At 73.6% G+C, this 21,882-nt stretch carries 18 protein-coding genes and 1 pseudogene; 14 read left to right on the top strand and 5 right to left on the bottom strand.

The annotated features are described in order from the left end of the window. The first annotated feature begins 6 nt into the window (after window positions 1-6). From ROT00_RS17340 to ROT00_RS17300, 9 genes are all read left to right on the top strand, one after another. Entirely contained in the window at window positions 7-1,479 is a 1,473-nt protein-coding gene (locus ROT00_RS17340; protein WP_404776289.1) for an MFS transporter, read from the top strand. Further along, window positions 1,476-2,234: an SDR family NAD(P)-dependent oxidoreductase gene (locus ROT00_RS17335; RefSeq protein ID WP_404776288.1), complete on the top strand. Its 759-nt coding sequence runs from the start codon at window positions 1,476-1,478 to the stop codon at window positions 2,232-2,234. Before ROT00_RS17340 ends, ROT00_RS17335 begins: the two co-directional genes overlap by 4 nt. 53 nt (window positions 2,235-2,287) lie before the next feature. After that, entirely contained in the window at window positions 2,288-3,535 is a 1,248-nt protein-coding gene (locus tag ROT00_RS17330; protein WP_404776287.1) for an aminotransferase class V-fold PLP-dependent enzyme, read from the top strand. Beyond that, window positions 3,525-5,645, top strand: a complete 2,121-nt coding sequence (locus ROT00_RS17325) for a hydantoinase/oxoprolinase family protein (protein WP_404776286.1) — start codon at window positions 3,525-3,527, stop codon at window positions 5,643-5,645. Before ROT00_RS17330 ends, ROT00_RS17325 begins: the two co-directional genes overlap by 11 nt. Further along, window positions 5,642-7,462 carry a hydantoinase B/oxoprolinase family protein gene (locus ROT00_RS17320; RefSeq protein ID WP_404776284.1) on the top strand — a complete coding sequence of 607 codons (1,821 nt, stop codon included), beginning with the start codon at window positions 5,642-5,644 and terminating at the stop codon, window positions 7,460-7,462. Before ROT00_RS17325 ends, ROT00_RS17320 begins: the two co-directional genes overlap by 4 nt. After that, on the top strand, window positions 7,459-8,823 hold the full coding sequence (locus tag ROT00_RS17315; protein WP_404776283.1) for a transaminase: 1,365 nt from the start codon (window positions 7,459-7,461) through the stop codon (window positions 8,821-8,823). The genes ROT00_RS17320 and ROT00_RS17315 overlap by 4 nt, the downstream gene beginning before the upstream one ends. A gap of 226 nt (window positions 8,824-9,049) precedes the next feature. Then, window positions 9,050-10,090: a permease gene (locus ROT00_RS17310; protein ID WP_404776282.1), complete on the top strand. Its 1,041-nt coding sequence runs from the start codon at window positions 9,050-9,052 to the stop codon at window positions 10,088-10,090. A 4-nt stretch (window positions 10,091-10,094) separates the two neighbouring features. After that, a complete protein-coding gene (locus tag ROT00_RS17305; protein WP_404776281.1) occupies window positions 10,095-10,859 on the top strand; it encodes a TIGR03943 family putative permease subunit in 765 nt (254 codons plus the stop codon). Between the two features lie 121 nt (window positions 10,860-10,980). After that, window positions 10,981-12,303, top strand: coding sequence for a hypothetical protein (locus tag ROT00_RS17300; RefSeq protein ID WP_404776280.1), 1,323 nt, complete (start codon window positions 10,981-10,983; stop codon window positions 12,301-12,303). On the opposite strand, the gene ROT00_RS17295 is transcribed toward ROT00_RS17300, so the two are convergent. Then, a complete protein-coding gene (locus ROT00_RS17295; protein WP_404776279.1) occupies window positions 12,250-13,455 on the bottom strand; it encodes an MFS transporter in 1,206 nt (401 codons plus the stop codon). The two genes, ROT00_RS17300 and ROT00_RS17295, sit on opposite strands and share 54 nt — an antisense overlap. Before the next feature lie 111 nt (window positions 13,456-13,566). Between ROT00_RS17295 and ROT00_RS17290 the strand changes: the two genes are divergently transcribed. The 3 genes from ROT00_RS17290 (at window position 13,567) to ROT00_RS17280 (ending at window position 16,206) form a co-directional block, all read left to right on the top strand. Next, the gene (locus tag ROT00_RS17290; protein WP_404776278.1) at window positions 13,567-14,007 is read left to right on the top strand and encodes a MarR family winged helix-turn-helix transcriptional regulator; all 441 of its coding nucleotides are present in this window, start codon (window positions 13,567-13,569) and stop codon (window positions 14,005-14,007) included. 461 nt (window positions 14,008-14,468) lie between these two features. Next, window positions 14,469-15,791: a hypothetical protein gene (locus tag ROT00_RS17285; protein ID WP_404776277.1), complete on the top strand. Its 1,323-nt coding sequence runs from the start codon at window positions 14,469-14,471 to the stop codon at window positions 15,789-15,791. Window positions 15,792-15,897: 106 nt separating this feature from the next. Next, the gene (locus ROT00_RS17280; protein ID WP_404776276.1) at window positions 15,898-16,206 is read left to right on the top strand and encodes a GNAT family N-acetyltransferase; all 309 of its coding nucleotides are present in this window, start codon (window positions 15,898-15,900) and stop codon (window positions 16,204-16,206) included. A gap of 442 nt (window positions 16,207-16,648) precedes the next feature. Here the strand turns inward: ROT00_RS17280 and ROT00_RS17275 are convergent, their stop codons facing one another. The 3 genes from ROT00_RS17275 to upp all read right to left on the bottom strand — a co-directional run bounded on the left by ROT00_RS17275 (window position 16,649) and on the right by upp (window position 19,617). Then, entirely contained in the window at window positions 16,649-17,134 is a 486-nt protein-coding gene (locus tag ROT00_RS17275) for a MarR family winged helix-turn-helix transcriptional regulator (protein WP_404776275.1), read from the bottom strand. A 562-nt stretch (window positions 17,135-17,696) separates the two neighbouring features. Continuing rightward, a complete protein-coding gene (locus ROT00_RS17270; protein ID WP_404776274.1) occupies window positions 17,697-18,458 on the bottom strand; it encodes a winged helix-turn-helix domain-containing protein in 762 nt (253 codons plus the stop codon). A 526-nt stretch (window positions 18,459-18,984) separates the two neighbouring features. Beyond that, complete coding sequence (gene upp, locus ROT00_RS17265) at window positions 18,985-19,617, bottom strand: uracil phosphoribosyltransferase (RefSeq protein ID WP_404776273.1); 633 nt, start codon at window positions 19,615-19,617, stop codon at window positions 18,985-18,987. A gap of 59 nt (window positions 19,618-19,676) precedes the next feature. On the opposite strand from upp, the pseudogene tadA reads away from it, so the two are divergent. Beyond that, window positions 19,677-20,120 (top strand): annotated as a pseudogene (gene tadA, locus ROT00_RS17260) (tRNA adenosine(34) deaminase TadA); the annotation flags it as partial. A 77-nt stretch (window positions 20,121-20,197) separates the two neighbouring features. On the opposite strand, the gene ROT00_RS17255 reads toward tadA, so the two are convergent. Beyond that, window positions 20,198-20,821, bottom strand: a complete 624-nt coding sequence (locus ROT00_RS17255; RefSeq protein ID WP_404776272.1) for a TetR family transcriptional regulator — start codon at window positions 20,819-20,821, stop codon at window positions 20,198-20,200. 115 nt (window positions 20,822-20,936) lie between these two features. On the opposite strand from ROT00_RS17255, the gene ROT00_RS17250 reads away from it, so the two are divergent. Beyond that, window positions 20,937-21,722, top strand: coding sequence for an SDR family NAD(P)-dependent oxidoreductase (locus tag ROT00_RS17250; RefSeq protein ID WP_404776271.1), 786 nt, complete (start codon window positions 20,937-20,939; stop codon window positions 21,720-21,722). Window positions 21,723-21,882 lie beyond the last annotated feature (160 nt).

Below are 21,882 nucleotides of genomic sequence, written 5' to 3'. Positions count from 1 at the left end.
GATGACGTGACCGAGATCCCCAACACCCGCAAACCCCCCGAGCCGGCCGCCGAGCGCACCGCCGCGCCGGCCGCCGACCACGCCGCTGCGCGCGCCGACGGCATCGACGACGTGGTCGACGCCGTCGCCGACGCCATCCTGCCCGGCATGCAGGAGACCATCTCGCTCCGCGAGACGCTCCGCCGCGGCGGCTGGAGCGTCGTCTCGCTCGCCGTGCCGCTCGTCATGATGGAGCAGCTCGTGCGCGACGCCGGCACGACGCTCGCACCCGACATCCAGCGCTCCTTCCAGCTCGACGACGCGATGCTCATCGCGGTGCTCGCCTTCTCCGGTGTCGCGCTGACGCTCCTCGGGCCGCCGATGGCGTACCTCGCCGACCGGATGCGCCGCCGCTACCTCGTCGTCGGCTCGGCCGCGCTCGGCACGGGCGCGCTCGTGTGGGCGTTCTTCGCGAGCTCGGTCTGGGAGATCTTCATCGCGATGACCCTCACGGGGCTCGCGGCCGCCTACTCGCAGCCGGTCTTCGGCGCGATGATCGCCGAGGCGTACCCGGTCGAGGGGCGCGGCCGCGTGTACTCGCTGCACGCGATGGCGACTCCGCTCGGCCAGCTCATCGGGCCGACGCTCGCGGGCACCATCGCGGTGCTGTCGGGCGCGGGGGAGAACGCGTGGCGCTACTCCTTCCTCGGCCTCGCCGTGCCCTACGCGATCCTCGCGGTCTGCGCGGCGATCTTCCTGAAGGAGCCGCCCCGCGGCGGGCACGTCTATGCGATCGCCACCGGCGGCTCGATGGTCTGGGAGCAGCCGATCGGCGTGTTCGCGGCGTTCCGCCGGCTCGTGAGGATCCGCACCTTCCTCTTCCTGTGCATGGGCATCGGCTCGCTCGGGCTCGCACTGTACGCGGTGCCGATCCAGGTGTCCCTGCTGTTCGGCGGCACCTACGGGCTCGACGCCCTGCAGCGCGGCATCATCTTCTCGCTCACGCAGATCCCGGTGATCGCGGCGATGCTCATCGGCGGACGCCAGTTCGACCGGCTCTACCGGACGAACCCGGCGCGCACCATGTACCTCGCACTCATCGGCATCGTCGGCTTCGGCGCGCTCATGGTCCTCGGCATCTGGGCCGAGCCCCTCTGGCTGCTGCTCATCGTCTACGTCGTCGCGATGATGTTCAACGGGCTCACCCTCGTCTCGGTGGGCGCGATCATCGCCTCCGTGACGCCGCCGCGCTACGTCGCGCAGTCGTTCGCGGTGATGACCCTGTTCACCTTCCTCATGGGCGGCTTCTTCGGGGCCGTCATCTCCGGCCTCATCTCGAGCGCCTTCGGCACCCGGCTCGCCATCGCCCTCGCCGTCGGCCTCTCCGCCGTGGCCGCGGCGCTCTTCTACTGGCTCGGGTCCCGCACGATCGGCGCCGACGCGCGCCGCGTCGCCGCGGAGATCTCCGAGGAACTCACCGCGAAGGAGGCCGGTCGATGACCGCACCCCACCCGTTCCGCCTCGACGGCAAGGCCGTCATCGTCACCGGCGCGAGCTCCGGCATCGGGGCGGGCATCGCCCGGCTCGCCGCGCAGTCCGGGGCCGACGTGCTCCTCGTCGGGCGCTCCCGCTCCCGGCTCGCCGAGCTCGTGCAGGAGCTCCGCGAGACCGGGTCGAGCATCGGCTCCATCGCGATCGACCTGCGCGAGGACGGCGCGCCCGAGGCCGTCGTCGCCGCCGCGCTCGAGGCCTTCGACCGGATCGACGTGCTCGTGAACGCCGCCGGCATCTACCGGATGGCCTCGCTCGACGACACGAGCGACGAGATCTTCGACGAGCACTGGGAGGTGAACGTGCGGGCGCCGTTCCGGCTCACCCGGGCCGTGCACCCCCACCTCGAGCCGGGCGCCTCGATCGTGTTCGTCTCCTCGATGTCCGGCAGCGTCGGCTCGCCGAACGACTCCGCCTACTGCGCCTCGAAGGGCGCGATCGAGCTCATCGTGAAGGCGCTCGCCACCGAGCTCGCGCCCGCCGGCATCCGCGTGAACGCGGTCGCGCCCGGCAACGTGCGCACCCCGATCAACGCGGAGCTGATCACGCCGGAGCTCGAGGCCGAGATCCTCGCGACGACGCCGGCCGGCCGCATCGGCGAGGTCGACGACATCGCCCCGGCCGTCGTCTACCTCGCCTCCGACGCGTCGCGCTACGTCGTCGGCGCGAGCCTCGCCGTCGACGGGGGATTCACCGCCCAGTGAGCACCCCGCCGCACCGTCCCCACCCGACCACCGCCGTTTCCGAGAGGCCGATCATGACCACCTATCCCAGCGGGCTGACCCGACGCGAGTTCGAGCAGGAGCTCGACCGACTCGAGGTCGTCTCGCGCTTCCCCGAGATGCCGAGCAACCTCTTCGACGAGGGACCGCACCTCGTCGACACCCCGCTCACCCCCTGGGGCGACGAGGTGCGCGAGCTCGCCGTCGACGCCTACCGCCGCTTCATCCACGGCGAGACGTGGATCACCGGGGGCGGCGCGCGCGAGATGGAGGCCGAGGTCATCGCCTGGATGGGCGGGCTGATGGGCGCGGAGACGCCGACGGGATTCCTCACCGCGGGCGGCTCCGAGTCGAACATGTGCGCCATCCTGACGGCGAAGCAGCTCTCCGGCCGCCGCGGCGGCAGCGTCGTGTTCCCCGACAACGGGCACTACTCGCTGCACAAGCTCTGCCGGATGTTCGACCTCGACGCGATCGTCGTGCCCGCGCCCGAGGGCCGTCTCCACGAGGTCGACCCAGCCGCGATCGAGGCCGCCATCCGCCCCGACACCATCGCGATCATCGCGACCGCGGGCACCTGGGCCTTCGGCAGCGTCGACCCCATCGCCGAGATCGGCGAGATCGCCGAGCGGCACGGGCTCTACCTGCACGTCGACGGCGCCTTCGGAGGGTACATCCTGCCCTTCCTCGAGAGCTCCGGCTACGACCCGACCATCCCGGCCTGGGACTTCCGGGTGCCCGGCGTGCGCTCGATCAGCGCCGACCTGCACAAGAACGGCATGGCGCCGCCGCCCGCGGGCAGCCTGCTGTTCCGCGACGAGGAGCTCCTCGCCGCCGCGAAGGAGATCTGCCCGCCGAACGGCACGATGTCCGGCACCCGCGGCGTCGGGCCGATCGCGGGCGCGTGGTCGATGGTGCGCCTGCTCGGCCAGGCCGGCTACGAGGCCGTCTCGCTCGCCTCGATGGCGATGCGCGACGAGCTGAACGCCGGCGTCGAGCGGATCGAGGGCCTCGAGATCCACCCGGGCTCGCGCATCAACATGTCGCTCATCCACTCCACCACGCTCGACCTGCGGCCGACGGCCGAGGAGCTCCGCCGCCGCGGCTGGATGTTCGCGGCGCGCTCGGTGCCCGCCCCGGTCGGGATGGTGCTCGTGCCGATGCCGCACAACACCGGGCGCATCGCGCCCTTCCTCGCCGACCTGGAGGAGGCCGCGGGCCTCGCCCGCCCGCTCGGCGCCGAGGAACTGAGCGCCGCGGGGGTGTCGTCCTATGGCTTCTGAACGCCTGCGCCTCTCCGTCGACATCGGCGGCACCTTCACCGACCTCGTCGTCGAGGAGGGCGGACTCCTCCGTCTCTTCAAGGCGCCCACCGTGCCGAGCGACCCCGTGCAGGGCATCCTCGACGTCATCGGCGTCGCCGCCGCGGCCGACGGGGTCGGTGCGCGCGAGTTCCTCGACCGGGTGTCGAGCCTCGCCCACGCGACGACCCGCGGGCTGAACGCCGTGCTCACGGGCACGGCGGCGCGCACCGCGCTCCTCGTGACGAGCGGGCACCCCGACGTGCTGCTCCTCCGCGAGGGCGGGCGCCGCGACCCCTACGACTTCACCGTGCCCTATCCGGAGCCGTACGTGCCGCGCCGCCTCACCTTCGAGGTGCCCGGCCGCATCCTCTCCACGGGGGAGGAGCTGGAGCCGATCGACCTCGCCGCCGTCGAGGCGGCCTGCGACCGGCTGCTCGAGCTCGACGTCGAGGCCGTCGCGGTGTGCCTGCTCTGGTCGACCGTGAACCCGGCGCACGAGCTCGCCGTGGGCGAGGTGCTCGCCCGCCGGCTCGGCGGCGTGCCGTTCAGCCTCTCGCACGCGCTGAACCCCTCGCTCCGCGAGTACCGCCGCGCCTCGTCGACCGCGATCGACGCCTCGCTGAAGCCGCTCATGTCCGACTACGTCGCCGCCCTCACCGGCCGGCTGCGCGAGGCGGGGCTCGCCGGCCGCATCCTCATGGTCACCTCCATGGGCGGGGTCGTCGAGGTCGAGGATGCCGCGGCGGCGCCGATCGTCACGCTGAACTCGGGGCCGTCGATGGCGCCCGTCGCCGGGCGCGCCTACGCGGCCGCCGACACCGGCTCGGACGCGGTGATCATCGCGGATGCCGGCGGCACGACCTTCGACGTCACGCTCGTGCGCCGCGGCGAGATCCCCTCGACCCGCACCGCCTGGGTCGGCGAGGAGGGCACCGGGCACCTCACCGGGCTGCCCTCGATCGACGTGAAGAGCGCCGGCGCCGGCGGCGGCAGCATCGCCTGGGTCGACCCCGGCGGACTCCTGCACGTCGGACCGCAGAGCGCCGGCTCCCAGCCGGGCCCCGCCTGCTACGGTCGCGGCGGCACCGCCGCGACCGTCACCGACGCCGCGCTCGTGCTCGGCTACCTCGACGCGGAGCGCTTCTCGAGCGGTCGCATGCGGCTCGACGTCGAGGCCGCGCGCCGGGCGATCGAGCAGGACGTCGCCGGCCCGCTCGGCCTCGGGCTCGTGGAGGCGGCCTCGGCCGTGCTCGACCTCACCACCGAGCAGATGGTGCACGCCATCGAGGAGATCACCCTCCAGCAGGGCATCGACCCCGCCGCGGCCGTGCTCGTCGGCGGGGGCGGTGCCGCCGGGTTGAACGCGGCCGCGGTCGCGGGCCGGCTCGGCTCGCCCTCGCTCGTGATGCCCGCCGTGGGCGCCGCGCTCGCCGCGGCGGGGGCCCTGATGAGCGACTACACCGCGGTGTACTCCTCGACCGTTCCCGCGCTGACCTCGGCGTTCGACGCCGAGCGGGTGAACGCCGCCCTCGCCGAGCTCCTCGCCCGGGGGCGCGCCTTCGCCGAGCGGATGGGCGGGGCGGATGCCTCGATCGGCCTCTACGCCGAGGCGCGCTACCCGCAGCAGATCTGGGAGCTGGAGATCCCGCTCCGGGGCGAGCGCTTCGCCGGGGACGCCGACGTCGCGGACTTCGTCGCCGACTTCCACGACGTGCACGAGGAGATCCTCGGCATCCGCGACGACGGCTCACCCGTCGAGGTCGTGAGCTGGGGTGCGCGGGTGCGCGTGCCGCTCGAGCGCGCCGAGGGCGTGCTCTCCGCCCGGCTCGAGTCCGGCACCGTGGCGACGAGCCGGACCGCGTACGTGCGCGGCGTCGGCATGGTCGAGGTGCCGGTGCGGCCGCTGTCCTCGCTCACCCCCGGGATCGCCGAACGCGGGCCGATCCTCGTCGAGTCGCCGTTCACGACGATCGTCGTCGCCGATGCGAGCGCCGTCGAGATCGCCCCGAGCGGCTCGCTCGTGATCACCCCCGCCGGCGTCGCCGATCCCGCGACGCCGCCCGCCGAACTCCAGGAGAGCCTCCGATGACCGACCGACTCACCGCCGCACCGCCCGGTTCGGCGGCCCCCGCCGCCCCGACCCACGACGGCGCCCAGCTCGCGGTGCTGAGCCACCGCCTGGAGGCGATCGTCCGCCGCATGGCGAACACGCTCGCCCGCTCCGGCCGCTCCGGGGTGCTGAACACCGCCCGCGACTTCTCCTGCTGCATCCTCACCGCCGACGGCGAGGTGCTGACGACGGGGCAGAGCCTGCCGATCCACGTGATGGGCGGGCCCGACCTGCAGGCGAAGGCGCTGCGCGAGTTCTTCCCGGTGATGCGCCCGGGCGACGCGTTCCTGCACAACTCCCCGTACCACGGCAACACGCACGCGGCCGATCACGCGATCATGGTGCCCGTCGTCGACCGCGACGGCGTGCACCGCTTCACGGTCGTCGCGAAGGCGCACCAGGCCGACTGCGGCAACTCGGTGCCGACGACGTACATGGCGAGCGCCCGCGACGTCTACGAGGAGGGCGCGCTCGTCTTCCCCGTCGTGCGGGTGCAGCAGGACTACGTCGACCTCGACGACATCCTGCGGATGTGCGAGATGCGCATCCGGGTGCCCGAGCAGTGGCGCGGCGACTACCTCGCGATCATGGGCAGCGCCCGCATCGGCGAGCGTGCGCTGCTGGAGCTCGGCGAAGAGGTCGGCTGGGAGACGCTCGACCGCTTCTCCGACGAGTGGCTCGACTACAGCGAACGGCGGATGGAGGTCACGATCCGCGCGCTGCCCGCCGGCTCGACGACGAAGTCCACCGTGCACGACCCGTTCCCGGGCGTGCCCGACGGCGTGCCGATCCGGGCGACCGTCACGGTCCTGCCGGAGGAGGGGATGATCGAGGTCGACCTGCGCGACAACCCCGACTGCGTGCCGTCGGGGTTGAACCTCAGCGAGGCGACCTCTCGCGCCGCCGCCTTCATCGGGCTGTTCAACAGCGTCGACCACACCATCCCGCACAACCAGGGCAGCTTCCGCCGCGTGCGGGTGCTGCTGCGCGAGAACTGCGTCGTCGGCATCCCGCGGCATCCGGTGAGCTGCTCGGTCGCGACGACGAACCTGTCGAACCGCGTCGGCAACCTCGTGCAGCGCGCGATGGCCGAGCTCGGCGCCGGGCTCGGCATGGCCGAGGTCGGCACCGGGATGTCGCCGGCGGAGGCCGTCGTCTCGGGCATCGACCGGCGGGCCGGCGCGACGGCGTTCGTGAACCAGATCTTCACCGGCACGAACGGCGGGGCCGCGGGTCCGCACACCGACGGCTGGTTGACGATGGACGACCTCGGCTCGGGCGGCACGCTGCTCCTCGACAGCGTCGAGATCGACGAGCTGAAGCAGCCGATCGTGATCCACGAGCGCCGCCTCGCGGTCGACACCGAGGGGGCCGGGCAGCGCCGCGGCGCCCCGGGCACGGTCGTCGAGTACGGCCCGATCGGCGGGCCGATCGAGGCGATCTACGCGAACGACGGCTCGATCAACCCGATGGCGGGGGCGCGCGGCGGACGCGCCGGCGCGCCCTCGCAGCAGCAGAAGCGGACGCGGGACGGATCGCTCGTCGCGCTCGACATCTGCGGCCCGGAGGTCATCGAGGTCGGCGAGCGGCTCGTCGCCCGCACGAGCGGGGGCGGCGGCTACGGCGACCCGGCGACGCGCGAGCCCGAGCTCGTGCTCGCCGACGTGCGCGAGGGCTGGATCAGCGAACGACGTGCGCGCGAGGTGTACCTCGTGCAGATCCGCGACGGGCGGATCGATCAGGACGCGACCGGGCAGCTCCGCTCGGCCAAGGAGATGTGGAGGAACCGCGGATGACCGCGACGACGATGGACCGGACCCGGCTCGGGCAGCTGCTCGCGCGCGAGCGGGGGGAGTTCGTCCGGCGCACCCCGGAGTCCCGGCGGCTGCACGAGGCGGCGGCGCCGCACCTGCTCGGCGGCGTGCCGATGACGTGGATGGCGAAGAGCGCGGGGCCGTACCCGCTGTACCTCGACTCGGCGCGCGGCGCCCGGGTGACCGACGCCGACGGCAACCGCTACGTCGACTTCTGCCTGGGCGACACGGGCGCGATGGCCGGGCACTCGCCTGCGGCGACGGTCGAGGCCGTCGAGCGGCGGTACGGTCGCCTCGGCGGCGCGACCACGATGATGCCCACCGAGGACGCGGGCGTCGTCGCCGGCATCCTGGCCGAGCGCTTCGGCGTCGCGGAGTGGAGCTTCTCGCTCTCGGCGACCGACGCGAACCGCTGGGTGCTGCGCCTCGCCCGCGCGGTCACCGGGCGCCCTCGCGTGCTCGTGAACAGCTTCAGCTACCACGGCAGCGTCGACGAGTCGTTCATCGTCACGGGCCCCGACGGGCCGCGGGCGCGCCCGGGCAACGTCGGGCCCGCCTACGACGTGACCGAGACGAGCCGGGTCGTGGAGTTCAACGACCTCGCGGCGCTCGAGCGCGAGCTCGCCGCGGGCGACGTCGCCGCGGTGCTGATGGAGCCGGCGCTCACGAACATGGGCATCGTGCTGCCCGAGCCCGGCTATCTCGCGGGCGTGCGGGAGCTGACGCGGGAAGCCGGGACGCTGCTCATCAACGACGAGACCCACACCTTCTCGGCGGGGCCCGGCGGCTGCACGGCGGCGTGGGGGCTCGAGCCCGACATCGTCACCCTCGGCAAGGCGATCGCGGGCGGCATCCCGATCGGCGCCTACGGGCTGAGCGCGGAGCTCGCCGACCGGATCTGGTCGGACCCGGACGCCGACCTCGTCGACACGGGCGGCGTCGGCGGCACCCTCGCGGGCAACGCGCTGAGCCTCGCCGCGGCGCGGGCGACGCTCGAGCGGGTGCTGACCCCGGAGGCGTTCGCGGGCATGACCGCGCTGTCGGGGGAGTACACCGCGGGCGTGCAGGGCCTCATCGACCGCTTCGCGCTGCCGTGGACGGTCACGCAGCTCGGCGCCCGCTCGGAGTACCGCTTCACCTCGCCCGCCCCGCGGAACGGCACGGAGTCGTACCTCGCGACGGACACGGAGCTCGAGGACTACCTGCACCTGTTCCTGCTGAACCGGGGCGTCTACCTGACGCCGTTCCACAACATGGCGCTCATGTGCCCGGAGACGAGCGGCGCCGACGTCGAGCTCCACCTCGACGTGCTCGGGGCCGCGCTGGCGGACCTCGCCGGTTGAGAGCCGCCCGCCCCGCCCACCCGCCCGCATCTGCGAGTTGCACAACGGACCGGCCGGCGCGCCGGGCTTCGGCGGCGCGTCGCCCGAATCGCCGTGCACCTCGCGAAACGCGTGGGGCACCGCCGGGCGGCGCGGGCGGCGCGGGGCGGTCCGCCGTGCCGGCCGCCCGCGCCCGGCCGAGTCGAGCTATTGAGAACGATTCCGGTTCTCGGTTACGCTCGACGGGATGCCCCCGAGTCCCCTCACCCCGGTGCGCCCCGCGCCCGCCGCGCCCGGCACCCGGGGTGCGCGCCCCGCCGCCGCGCCGCTCGCCCTCGGCATCGCCGGCCTCGCGGGCCTCCTCGCGGTGCGCTGGCTCGCCCCGCCCGAGCTCTCCGCCGGGCTCGACGACGGCGTGCAGGACTTCCTCACCCTCTCGGCGAGCGTCATCATCGAGAGCCTGCCGTTCGTCTTCCTCGGCATCCTGCTCTCGATCGCGGTGCAGCTCTGGCTCCCCGCCGACCTCCTCACCCGCCGCCTGCCCCGCAGCCCGCTGCTGCGACGGGCGGTGGTCTCGCTGCTCGGCGTGCTGCTGCCCGTCTGCGAGTGCGGCAACGTGCCGCTCGCGCGCGGGCTCGTGCTGCGCGGCCTGACCGTCGGGGAGGCGATGACCTTCCTCCTCGCCGCACCGATCCTGAACCCCGTCACGATCATCACGACCTACCAGGCCTTCGGCTGGGACGACGGCATCCTCGTCTCCCGCATCCTCGGCGGCTTCGTCATCGCGAACCTCGTCGGCTGGGTGTTCAGCCGGCATCCGCGTCCGATGTCGCTGCTCACGCCTGCGTTCCAGGCCGCCTGCGCGCACGACCACGCCGCAGCCGGGTCGAAGCCGCGGCGGGCCGCCCGGATGTTCGCCGACGAGACCTCCGCGATGCTGCCCGCGCTCTTCGTCGGCTCCGCGATCGCCGGGCTGATCCAGGTCGCCGTGTCCCGGGAGCTCCTCGTCGCCCTCGGCCAGAACCCGGTGCTCAGCGTCTTCGCCCTGATGCTCCTCGCCTTCGTCGTCGCGATCTGCTCGAACGTCGACGCCTTCTTCGTGCTCTCCTTCGGATCGACGTTCATGCCGGGCGCGATCGTCGCGTTCCTCGTGTTCGGGCCGATGATCGACGTGAAGATGCTCGCGCTCATGCGCACCACCTTCACCGCGCGCACGCTCGTGCAGCTCACCGCGATCGTCGCGCTCGCCGCCGCAGCGCTCGGCCTGGGGGTGAACCTCCTTGCCTAGGCTCGTGGCCCGCTGGAAGGGCGTCGCGCTCACGCTCGTGGGCGTCGTCGCGACCGTCTGGCTCGCGCTCGACGGCGGGCTCGGGCTCTACATCCATCCGCGCTACTTCGGCTTCACCGCGGCGATGGCGGTGCTCGGCGGAGCGGCCGCGATCGTCGCGCTGGCGCTCGCGCCGCGTCCGGGCGAGGCGGATGACCCGGATGCCGCCCACGGATCCGGCGGGCCGGCGGATGCCCCGTCCGCCCGCCGCCGCGGGGCGGTCCTCGGCGCGTGGGGCGCCGTGCTCCTCGTCGCGACGGCCGTCGTGGCGCTCCTCGCCGTCCCGCCCGCCGCGCTCACCTCGCGCACGGCCGTGCAGCGCGACATCGACCGCACCACGGCCGACCTCGCGGGCGATGCCCCGAGCCTCCGCGGCGCCGACCCGGCGAGCTTCACGCTGAAGGACTGGGCGCTGCTCCTCCGCCAGAACGACGACCCCTCCGTGTTCGCCGGGCAGGAGCCGGAGCTCGTCGGCTTCGTGACGCCCGCCCCGGGCGACCCCGACGACGCCTTCTACCTCGCGCGGTTCACGATCACCTGCTGCGCGGTCGACGCCCAACCGATCGGCGTCCCCGTGCACCTGCCCGGCTGGCGGGAGCGCTTCGCGGTCGACGACTGGGTGCGGGTGAGCGGCGCATTCGGCCAGGATCCGGCGGGCGGCACCGGGCTCGTGCTGCTGCCCGCGGAGCTGGACCAGGTCGAGCAGCCGGAGCAGCCCTATGTCTACTGAGCCGTCGACTGAGCCGTCGACCGAGCCGTCTACTGAGCCGTCCGGGTCGCCGTCGGAGTCCCTTGCCCGGCCGGGGCCCGATGCCCGCCGCTTCCGCCGCGGGCTCGCCGCGACGCTCGGAGTGCTCGCGCTCGCCGCGGCCTCGCTCGGCGCCGCGGGCTTCCTGCAGGGTCCGAAGCTCGTCGACGCCGCGGTGGACGTGCAGCGGGCGACCCGGCTCGCCGAGTCCCGGCTCGTGCTGCAGTTGAACCAGCCGGTCGCGGAGGCGGGCGCGCTGCGAGTGAGCCCCGACGAGCCCGCCTCGCTCGACGTCGACGGCGACCGCCTCGTGGTGACCTTCGAGCGGCCGCTGCCGGCGAACACGGAGTTCCGGGTCGCCGTGACCGACGTGGTCGGGGCCGCCCAGCCCTCGCCCGCCGAGGTGTCGTACCGCTTCACGACCGCGGACGAGCCCGTCTTCACGCTCGTCCGCCGGAGCGCGGACGGCCGCCCCGACGTCGTGCGCCGGGCGAGCCCGGCCGAGCCGGCGCCGCGCGACGTGCTCGAGGCGCCGAGGCTGCAGTCCTTCGCCGCGGCGGGCGAGGTCGTCGTCGCGGCGGCGATCGAGGAGGACGGCACGAACACGCTCCGGGTCGCCGGGATCGGCGGGGCGACACAGACCGTCGGGCTGCCCGAGCCCGGCGTCGTCCGCCGGATCGCGGCGTCCACGACCCATCCGCTCGTCGCCCTGAGCTTCGACGGGCGCACGAACCCCGGCGGCGGCGAACCGCGCTTCCGGCACGCCCTGTTCACGCTCGACGTCTCGGGCGCGCAGGCCGCGCTCGAGCCGGTGCTCCGCCCCGACGGCGAGCCGTTCGCCGTCGCGGACTGGCGCTTCGTGCCCGGCACCACCTCGCTCGTGCTGCAGGACCTCGACGGCGGGCTCTTCGTCGTCGACGCCCTCGGCCTCTCGCCCCCGATGGCGCTCGGGGCGCACGCGGAGCTCCGCGGCATCCTGCCCGGCACCGCCGTGCTCGTCGTCGCCGACCCCGACGGCGGCGCCCGCATCGACCTCACCACCGGCGGGACGAGCGCGAACGAGCTGCCGCGGGCGGGGCTGCCCGAGCAGGCCTATCCGGGCCGGGTGCAGCAGCTCGACGCCGCGGGCGCGTACGTGATGGACGTGCTGCTCGCGTCGAGCGGCGGTGCGGAGTCGCTCGTCGTGCTCGTCGACGGCGGCGGCACCGAGATCCGCTACGCGAGCGGACCGGGCAGCCGACTGGCTGGGTCGTGCGTGTCGCCGAACGGCCGGCTCGTCGCGATCGAGACCGTCGCGGCGGATGCCCCGTACGACGGCTACCCGAATCTGCCCTCGCCCGTCGACCGCCTGACGACCGTCGTCGACCTCGACTCAGGCGACCCGGTGCTCGTGCAGAACGGCGGCTTCTCCGACTGGTGCGGCTGAGGCGCCGCGCCGCCGACGCGCGGCGAGTGCGGCGACGACGAGCACCAGGAGGGCGAGCGCGCTCAGCCCGGCGCCGATCCAGATCGGCGAGGTGTAGCCCAGGCCGGCGGTGATCCCGAGCCCGCCGGCCCACGCGCCGAGCGCGTTGCCGGCGTTGAAGGCGGCGATGTTCGCGCCCGATGCGAGCGTCGGGGCGCTCGCCGCGTAGCCCATGATGCGCGACTGCAGGCCGGGGACGGTGCCGAAGCCGAGACCGCCCATCAGGAAGAGGGCGACGACGGTCGCCGGGCCGTTCGACGCGATGAGCGCGAATCCGACGAGCACGACGACGAGGGCGGCGACGAAGACGAGCAGCGTCCCGTCGATGGAGCGGTCGGCGGCCCGGCCCCCGACCCAGTTGCCGAGGAACAGGCCGGCGCCGAAGAGGACCAGCAGCCAGGGGACGGCGCCGGTGGCGAAGCCGCTCACCTCGGTGAGGGTGTACGCGATGTAGGTGAAGGCGCCGAACATGCCGCCGAACGCGAGCATCGTCACGAGGAGGGAGAGCCACACCTGGCCCGAGCGGAACGCCGAGAGCTCGGTGCGCAGCCGTGGCTGCGGCAGGTGGCCGAGGGGCGGCACGAGCAGGGCGAGGCCGGCGAGCGCGAGGACGCCGATCGCGGCGATCACCCAGAACGTGGCCCGCCAGCCGAACTGCTGCCCCAGGAAGGTGCCGAACGGGACGCCGAGCACGTTCGCCGCCGTGAGGCCGGTGAACATGATGGCGATGGCCGCCGCCTTGCGTTCGGGGGCGACGAGGCCCGCCGCGACGACGGAGCCGATGCCGAAGAAAGCTCCGTGGCAGAGGGCCGCGATGATGCGACCGAGCATCGCGATCGCGTAGTCGGGGGCGAGCGCGGTGAGCGCGTTGCCGAGGATGAAGAGCACGAGGAGGCCGAGGAGCACGGCCTTGCGGGGGAGTCGGACCGTCGCCGCGGTCAGCGCGAGCGCACCGACGACGACGCCGAGCGCGTAGCCCGAGATGAGCCAGCCCGCGGCCGCCTCGGTGACGCCGAGGTCGGCGGCGACGTCGGGCAGCAGACCCATGATGACGAACTCCGTGAGGCCGATGCCGAACGCGCCGATGGCGAGGGCGAGCAGACCGAGTGGCATGGGTGATCTCCTGGTATCGTGAAGTAGTTGCGCGCGCTGCATATTTCGGCAGCGGGGTTAATAGTTGCACACGCAAATAGAGAGCGCAAGCAAGCAATTCGAGGAGGACCCATGGGCATCGCCGACGACGCCGTCGAGATCCGCGCCCGGGGCTGGCGGACGCTCGCCGCCCTGCACGCGATGATCGAGCTCGAGCTCGAGCGCGCGCTCGGCGAGGCGGCCGGGCTCTCCGTCGTCGAGTACACGGTGCTCGACGCCCTCGACCGCCAGGACGGCTGGCACATGCGCATGCAGCAGCTCGCCCGCGCCGCCGCCCTCAGCCCGAGCGCCACCACTCGGCTCGTGAACCGCCTCGAGGACCGCGGCCTGCTCACGAGGGTGCTGTGCGCCGACGACCGGCGCGGCATCTACACCGAGCTCACCCCCGCCGGCCGGTCGCTGTACGACTCCGCCCGCCCGGTCCACGACGAGGCCCTCGCACGCGTGCTCGACGACGCATCCGGACGTCCCGAGCTCGCGCCGATGGTCGACGCGCTGCACGCCCCCGCCTGAGCGCGCGACGGCCCGGGGGGTTGGGGCCGGGAGTCCCCGCGACCTTCCGGCGACCGCGAGGAATCATCACGATGCGATAGACTGCGCGGGCAGTTCTTCCGGTGCGCGCGCCGGCAGCCACCCGTCGGGACGGGTCGCGCCCGCCGCTCCGGTCCCGCCCGTTCGCCCCCGCGAACGGCGGGATTCTCGCCGCTCGGAGGCTCGAATGCCCCGTTTCCTCGGACTTTGCCCCCCGTTTTGGGTGGATTCTCGACGATTCGGGCGTGGGGGCGCCGATAGGCTCGATTTGTCTGATTCCCGTGAACGAGAGTCCGGATATGAGGGGTGCGTTTGTCGGGGCCACCCCGGCACCAACGCTCCGGGTACACTCCCTGCGGCGTCGCATGGCGGCCCCGGATCGTGCCGGTCGTGAAAATCACGTCCGGCTGAGCGGCGAGCGCTCGGACGCGTCGATTCCGCAGGTGCGCCCCGAATTCGTCGGCGACGCCGAGCCGATCGTCGACGCGCTGGCGACCATCGCCCTCCGCTCCTCCCGCGCCCTCCGCCGGATCTTCATCGCCGGCATCGCCCTCGCCTTCGGCATCGTCTTCGCCCGGCTGCTGAGCGTGGAGGGCCGCGGACTCGGCTTCGACGCCCTCGGGGCCTCGGACTCCGGCTGGGCCGGAGCGGATGCCGCGGTGATGCCGCTCGCCGGGCTCGGGGCCATGGCCGTCGCGCTGCTGCTGCTCGTCGTCTCGGCGTCCGAGGAGCGCCTCGCCGCCGTGGCGCGGTTCGGGCTGCCGGGCTTCGACGTCCGCGCCCGCGCCATCGCCAACGGAATGATCTGGGCCGGCATCGCCCTCCTCGCCGTCCACTTCGCGAGCCCCGCGTTCGCGTGGATGCCGGGCGGCTACGAGGCGGCGGGCGTTCTGCTCGGCACGGTGCTCGGCGTCGGCACCGCGCGCCTCCACCACCAGGCGATCGAGCACGAGGCGTACCGCACGTTCAACCTCGTCTCGATGCTCCTCGCGGCGGGCAGCCTCGGGGCGATGTCGATCACGCCGACCGGGGAGTGGTGGACGCTGAACTTCAGCACCCTCGGCACGAGCGACGACCTCGCCGCGGCGAGCTTCAACGTCGGGATCGTCATCGCGGGGCTCGGCATGGCGGCCCTCGGTCCGGCGCTCACCCACGCGCTCGGCGCCGCGCGCTTCGCGGCCCGCCGAGGCGGGATCGGCGCCGCCCGGATCCTCATCGCCGTCATCGGCGCGAGCCTCGCCGGGGTGGGCCTCGTGCCGATCGACACCGACACGCTGCTGCACAACGTCTTCGCCTGCGCGGCCGCCGCCGGATTCGCCGGGCTCGCGGGCTGCGTCCGGGCCTTCGCGCGGAGGATGCCGCGCACCCTCGTCACCCTCTCATTCGTGTTCCTCGGCATCGAGGTCGGCGCGATGTTCGCGTACCAGGTGCTGGGGCTGTTCAACCTGACGGTCTTCGAGATCGTCGCGTTCACGCTCGTCTTCGCCTGGCTGATCGCGCTCGTCGCGACCACGCACGCGGCGCCGCGGGTCGAGCCGCGGGACCTCCGCCTCGGTGCGGCGCCGGTGAGCGCACGCCGGCACGCGGTGCCGCGCCGGCGCGTCGCCCCGGCCGGGGCCGCCGCGCTCACCCGGCCGTCCGGTCGCGACGAGGAGGCCCGGTTCCGCGGCCCCGGCGCTCGCGGTTCGGACCGGCTCCGCCGACTCGGCGTGCGCGGCATGGATGCCTCGGCCGACGAGCCTCCGGACTTCGCGCCGCTCCACTGATGCCCCCGAGGAGGTGGGCATCGGGAATCCGGGACCGCGTCCCGCGTTGCATCAGGAGGACGGACGCGGCTCGCGGACGCGGGGCGCAGCAGGAGACGAGGAGCGCATGAGCGAGGACATCCAGGTCGACGAGGTCGCCGAGCGATCGCGGTACGAGATCCGGTCGGGCGGGGCCGTCGCGGGCTTCGCGATCTACCGGCGCGAGGGCGGCCGCACGACCTTCACCCACACGATCGTGAAGCCGGAGTACGAGGGCCAGGGGCTCGGCAGCCGGCTCGCCCGCTTCGCCCTCGACGACACGGTGGCGCGCGGCGAACGGATCGTGCCGGAGTGCCCCTTCATCCGGGCCTACCTCGAGCGGCACCCGGAGTACGCGGACTCCGTCGACCCCGTTCCGGGCGCCGACGAGCACTGAGCGCGCTCGGCGCGAGCGGGCGCGCTGATCACCGGGGCCGCGCACCGGGCGAAGATCGCCTCGCTGGGGAGCGTTGCGCCGCGCGGTGATGCGGATCCTCCGCCCGCCGGCGATCGACGTGACCCTCGTTCCGGGGGCGGCACGAGACGGGCGTGGGGGATACGATTCACCCAAACCCGAGTCGGGAACCCGAACCCGACATGCCCGCCAGCCATGGTGGCCGCGGTGCGCCCTCGCGCGCCCCGCTCGGGAGGTTGCTCGTCGAGCTCAGTTCGGGTCGCTCGGCGGGGAGGGCCTCCCCGGAGGCCGCGGTGGGGCGGGAGGTAGGGTTCCCGCCCCACCGTCACGCCCGCCGACCGGCCGAAGGGCCCGGCGACGGGCGCGCCGTTCCGCCATCCTCAGCCGCGCGCCGGGCGCCCTCGGAGCCGGGGCGCAGCCGGGCTCAGGCCTCGTCGACCTCGTCCTCCGGGCGGATGATCGGCGCGCCGGCCTCGGCGGCGCTCAGCCGGAGGCGGGTGGTCAGCCGGATCACGCTGCGCAGCTCGTCCTCGTCGAGGGCGGCGCCCAGGTGCTCGGTGATCGACTGCATGTGCTCGACCGCGACCCGACGGAACAGCTCGAACCCCTCCGCCGTGAGCGAAACGATGGTGCCGCGCCCGTCGTCCGGGTCCTCGCTCTTCTGGAGCAGACCGCGGCTCGCGAGCCGGTCGACGAGTCGGCTGACGCTCGGCTGGGTGATGAGCACCGAGCGGTTCAGCTCCTTCAGGCGCAGCCGGCGGCCGGGTGCCCGGGAGATGTTGAAGAGCACGTCGTACTCGTTCATCGAGATGATCGAGGAGGGGAAGTCGCGCTGCAACGCCCGCATGACGGTCACCTGGGCGCGGAACAGCGACTCCCATGCCGCGACGGTGAGCTGCCGATCGACCACGTGGTGCTCCCTTCGTCAGCGCATGCGCGCGCTACCAGAATAGGGGGCCCGGAGACGGTTGAGGGCCGGTCGTAGAGGCTGACGACCGGCCCTCGCCCTTGCACCAAGAGTGTCCTGCAATCACATTCCACACCGCCCGCCACAGCAAACGTGCGGTGCGATACCGAATATATAACAGATAGATAACGGGCGCCAGACCCGCTCGGAAAATCTCTCCCGGCTCCCGGCTCCCGGCTCCCGGCTCCCGGCTCCCGGCTCTCGGCTCCCGGCTCCCGGCTCCCGGCTCCCGGCTCGCGACTCGTCCCTCACGGGCGGGAGGAGATTCGCGCCGCGGGAGGATGCATCGGGCCCGACCATCCTCCCGCGGCGCCGATCTCCTCCCCCCGCGCGGTGGCGAGGGGAGGGGGTGGGCGCCGCGCGGTGGCGAGGGGAGGGGGTGGGCGCCGCGCGGGGGCAGCGGGAACGGGAGGGGCGCCGCGCGGGGGCCGCAGGGAGGGGGAGGGGCGCCGCGCGGTGGGAGCGGGGATGCCGGGACGCGGGGAAAGGGCGGGCCGGGCCGAGCTCAGAAGACGTCGGGGCTCGGCGTGGAGGCCTGGCGGATCGAGACGTCGGCGTGCCGGTCGAAGCGGTAGCCGAGGCCGCGCACCGTGCGGACGATGTCCTGGTAGTGCGCGAGCTTCGACCGCAGCCGCCGCACGTGCACGTCGATCGTGCGCTCGCTCGGCGCCTCGTCGTCGGCGTTCCACAGGCTGTCGATGAGCTCGTGCCGGTCGATCGTGCGGCCCTCGCGGAGCACGAGGTACTGCAGCAGCTCGAACTCCTTGTAGGTGAGCCCGGCGGGCTCGCCGTCGAGGAGCACGCGCTTGCGCGAGATGTCGATGATGACGCCGTTCGGGTGACGGTCGGTGTCGTCGCGCACGTCGCCCTGGGCCTCGCGCTGCTTCGCGAGCGCGGCCGGGTCCTGCAGGGCGAGACGGACGACGTCGACGTCGCGACCGCCGGCGCCCTCGGGGGCGAGTGCCACGGCGGCGTAGGTCTCGGCCGAGGGGGCGACCTCGGCGGTGAGCCGGCGGAGCGCCTCGACGATGCGGTGGAGGGTGGTGCCGTCCTCGGTGGCCTTCGTCTCGTCGATGCCGACGTAGAGGACGAAGCCGCGCGCCTCGGTGCCCTCGGGCACGGCGCGGACGCGGGGGGCGGGGGCGAGCTCGGCGGCGGGGGCCGCGAAGCGGGCGATGGGGGCCCCGTCGGCGATGGCCCGGACCGGGGCGGCCGAGATGCTGGGGGCGGTGCGAGCGGTGGGAGCGGAGGCGAGTGCGAGCGACATGACTGGTTCCTTGCGTTGCGAGGTGCAGCGATCGACCCCGTCGTCGGGGTCTGCGAACTGGCCGGGAACGGCCGGGCGAGCGCCGGAGCGGCGGCTCAGAGGAGTCCGGGCGATCGGGATGCGGATCGGCGGCGGGACTCGGCGAAGAGGTCGCGGGTCAGCGGCACATTCGACAACACATGCCTGCACGCGCCGACATCATCATGTCGGCAGTCCTGTTCACCTCGCGGGTGGTCAGGGTGCGTGCGGTGTCGGTCATGGGGAGAGTCAATCGGAGCCGCGAGCATGTGTCAATTCGTGACCGCCGGATGACGGGGTGTGACGTCGCACGCGGTGCAGCGGCATCCGGCCACCGCGGAACCCTCTCTCCAGAGTTCTGCCAGCGTCGAAGAATCAGCGAGGAACACCGAGCAAGAAAAATCTTCTGCGATCGATCCCGCGGAGCCGCGGGGCCTGCCCGAAGATCCTTCGCATATAGCACGACGGGCGCCTCCGGAGAGGCGCCCGTCGGGAGGAAGCAGTTCGGTCAGACGGTGCCGTACAGGCGGTCGCCGGCGTCGCCGAGCCCGGGCACGATGAAGCCCTGCTCGTTGAGCCGCTCGTCGACGGCGCCGAGCACGACCGTGACGTCGCGGCCGTGCAGCGCCTCCTCGACCGCCTTCAGCCCCTCGGGGGCCGCGAGGATGCAGATCGCGGTGACGTCGGTCGCACCGCGGGCGAGCAGGAAGTCGATCGCCGCGATGAGCGAGCCGCCCGTCGCGAGCATCGGGTCGAGCACGAAGCACTGCCGGTTGCTGAGGTCGTCGGGCAGGCGCTCGGCATAGGTCGTCGGCTGCAGCGTCTCCTCGTCGCGCGCCATGCCGAGGAAGCCGACCTCCGCGCTCGGCAGGAGCTTCACCATGCCCTCGAGCATGCCGAGGCCCGCCCGCAGGATCGGCACGATGAGCGGCTTCGGCTCGGCGATCCGCACGCCGGTCGTCACGGCGACGGGCGTCTCGATCTCGACCTCGGCGACTCGGACGCCGCGGGTGCCCTCGTAGGCGAGGAGCGTCATGAGCTCCTCGACGAGGGAGCGGAACACCGGCGAGGGGGTCTCGCGGTCGCGGAGCACCGTCAGCTTGTGGGTGATGAGCGGGTGATCCGCCACGTGGACTCGCATGGCCCCGATTCTACGGCGCGGTAGCGTGGCATCCGAGAGCGGATCGGGCGGAGGCGCGGATGGAGCGGGCGGAGCACCGGGAGTGGATGCGTCGTGCGCTCGCCGTCGCCGAGGGCGCCCGCGGCTCGGGCGACGTGCCGGTCGGCGCGATCGTGCTCGACCCCGAGGGGCGGGTCATCGCCGAGCGGCGCAACGAGCGCGAGCTGACCGGCGACCCGACGGCGCACGCGGAGGTGCTCGCGCTCCGCGACGCGGCCGCCGCGCGCGGCGAGTGGCGGCTCGAGGGCTGCACCCTCGTCGTCACCCTCGAGCCCTGCGTGATGTGCGCGGGGGCCATCCTCGCCGCCCGGGTGCCGACCGTCGTGTTCGGCGCCTGGGACGAGAAGGCCGGCGCGGCCGGCTCGCTCTACGACGTCCTGCGTGACCGCCGCTTGAATCACCGCGTCGAGGTCTACGGCGGAGTGGCGGCGGATGCCGCGGCCGCCCAGCTGCTCGCGTTCTTCGGCGGCGCCGAGCATCGACCGGCCGAGCGCGGGGCAGAGCCGCGCGGAGCCGGGCCGCGCGGAGCCGGCCGGCCGGATCAGCCGGCGAGCGAGATGCCGCTCGACAGCTGAGCGAAGGCGCGCCGGGCGAGCTCGGCCGGCACCCCCGCCGAGCCGTCGAGGTCCTCGTCGGCGGCGGCCCACGCCTCGAGTCCGAGCCGGATCGCGTCCGTCGCCGCTGCGGCGAGCAGGCGCACCTCGAAGGCATCGGCGTCGGGGCCGGCGAGCTCGCCGATGATCGTGCGCAGTCGGGACTCGGAGTCGTGGTTCACCCGGTGCCACACGGTCTGCAGCGCGGGGTCGTCGGCGGCGGCGCGGAGGAGGCCGTGGGTCCAGCGGAGCGCCTCCCGCTCGGGCTCCCCGGCGGGCGTCAGCACGCGACGGATGAGCTCGGGGAACGCACGGCTCGGATCGCCGGGGCCGGATGCCGCGAGCGCCTCCTGCCAGGTGACGGCGCCGACGGCGAGCAGCGGCCCGACGGCGTCCTCCTTCGTGCGGAAGTAGCGGTAGAAGGTGCGGAGCGAGACGCCCGCGGCCGCGGCGATCGACTCGGCCGTCACCCGGTCGGCGCCGTGCTCGGCGAAGAGCACGGCGGCGGCCTTCGCGATCTCGAGCTGGGTCGCGGCCTTCCGGCGCTCGGTCAGGGTCGGCGTGCGTTCCACGAAGGGAAGCGTACGGGAAATACCGGGCAGCATGTCGGTGTTTGACAATATGGCACGTTATGCCAAAGAGGCGTAACGTGTAGCAAAACTCCTGGGACTCGAAAGGTCGAACACCATGAACCGCTACGAAGGTCGCCGCGCACTCGTCACCGGCGGCGGATCCGGCATCGGGCAGGCCACCGTGCTGCGCATGCTCGCCGAGGGCGGCCGCGTCGTCGCCGCCGACGTCAGCGACGCCGGACTCGCCGACACCGTCGCCAAGGCCGGCGACGCCGCAGACCGCCTGCACACCGTCACCCTGAACATCGCCGACGAGGCATCCGTGCGCGCCGGCGTCGCCGCCGCCGTCGAGTGGCTCGGCGGGCTCGACGCGCTCGTGAACGCCGCAGGCATCCTCCGCTCCTCCCACACCCACGAGACGAGCCTCGACGCGTTCGAGCAGGTCATCCGGGTGAACCTCGTCGGCACCTTCCTCGTCACCCGCGAGGCGATCCCCGCGCTCCTCGAGGGCGACGGCGCCGCCGTTGTGAACTTCAGCTCCACCTCGGCCGAGTTCGCGCACCCCTACATGGCCGCCTACGCCGCGAGCAAGGGCGGCGTGCAGTCGATGACGCACGCCCTCGCCGCCGAGTACGCGAAGCAGGGCATCCGCTTCACCGCGGTGCAGCCCGGCTCCATCTCCTCCGGCATGACCGACGGCTCCGGCCAGAGCAAGCAGAGCCAGGGCCCCGGCCTCCCCGAGGACGCCGACATGATGCTCTTCATGAAGCTCCAGCCCGCGCTCGGCCAGGGCTTCGCCGGACCCGAGACCGTCGCGAGCGTCGTCGCCATGCTCGCGAGCGATGACGGCCGCTTCATCACCGGCACCGAGGTGCGCATCGACGGCGGCACGCACTTCTGAGTCCAGCCGCCCGCCGAACGCCCGAGTTGCCCGACTTCCATGGAAGTCGGGCAACTCGCACATTCGGCTCGCCGGGCTCGGGCTCGCCGCGCTCGGGCTCGCCGGGCTGGGGGCGCGGCCGCTCAGCGGCCCCGGATCACGCCGGAGAGGTGAGGGTCAC

The organism is Agromyces mediolanus, from assembly GCF_044917495.1.
GTDB lineage: Bacteria > Actinomycetota > Actinomycetes > Actinomycetales > Microbacteriaceae > Agromyces > Agromyces mediolanus_B.
This window is presented reverse-complemented; position numbering and strand designations above follow the sequence as displayed.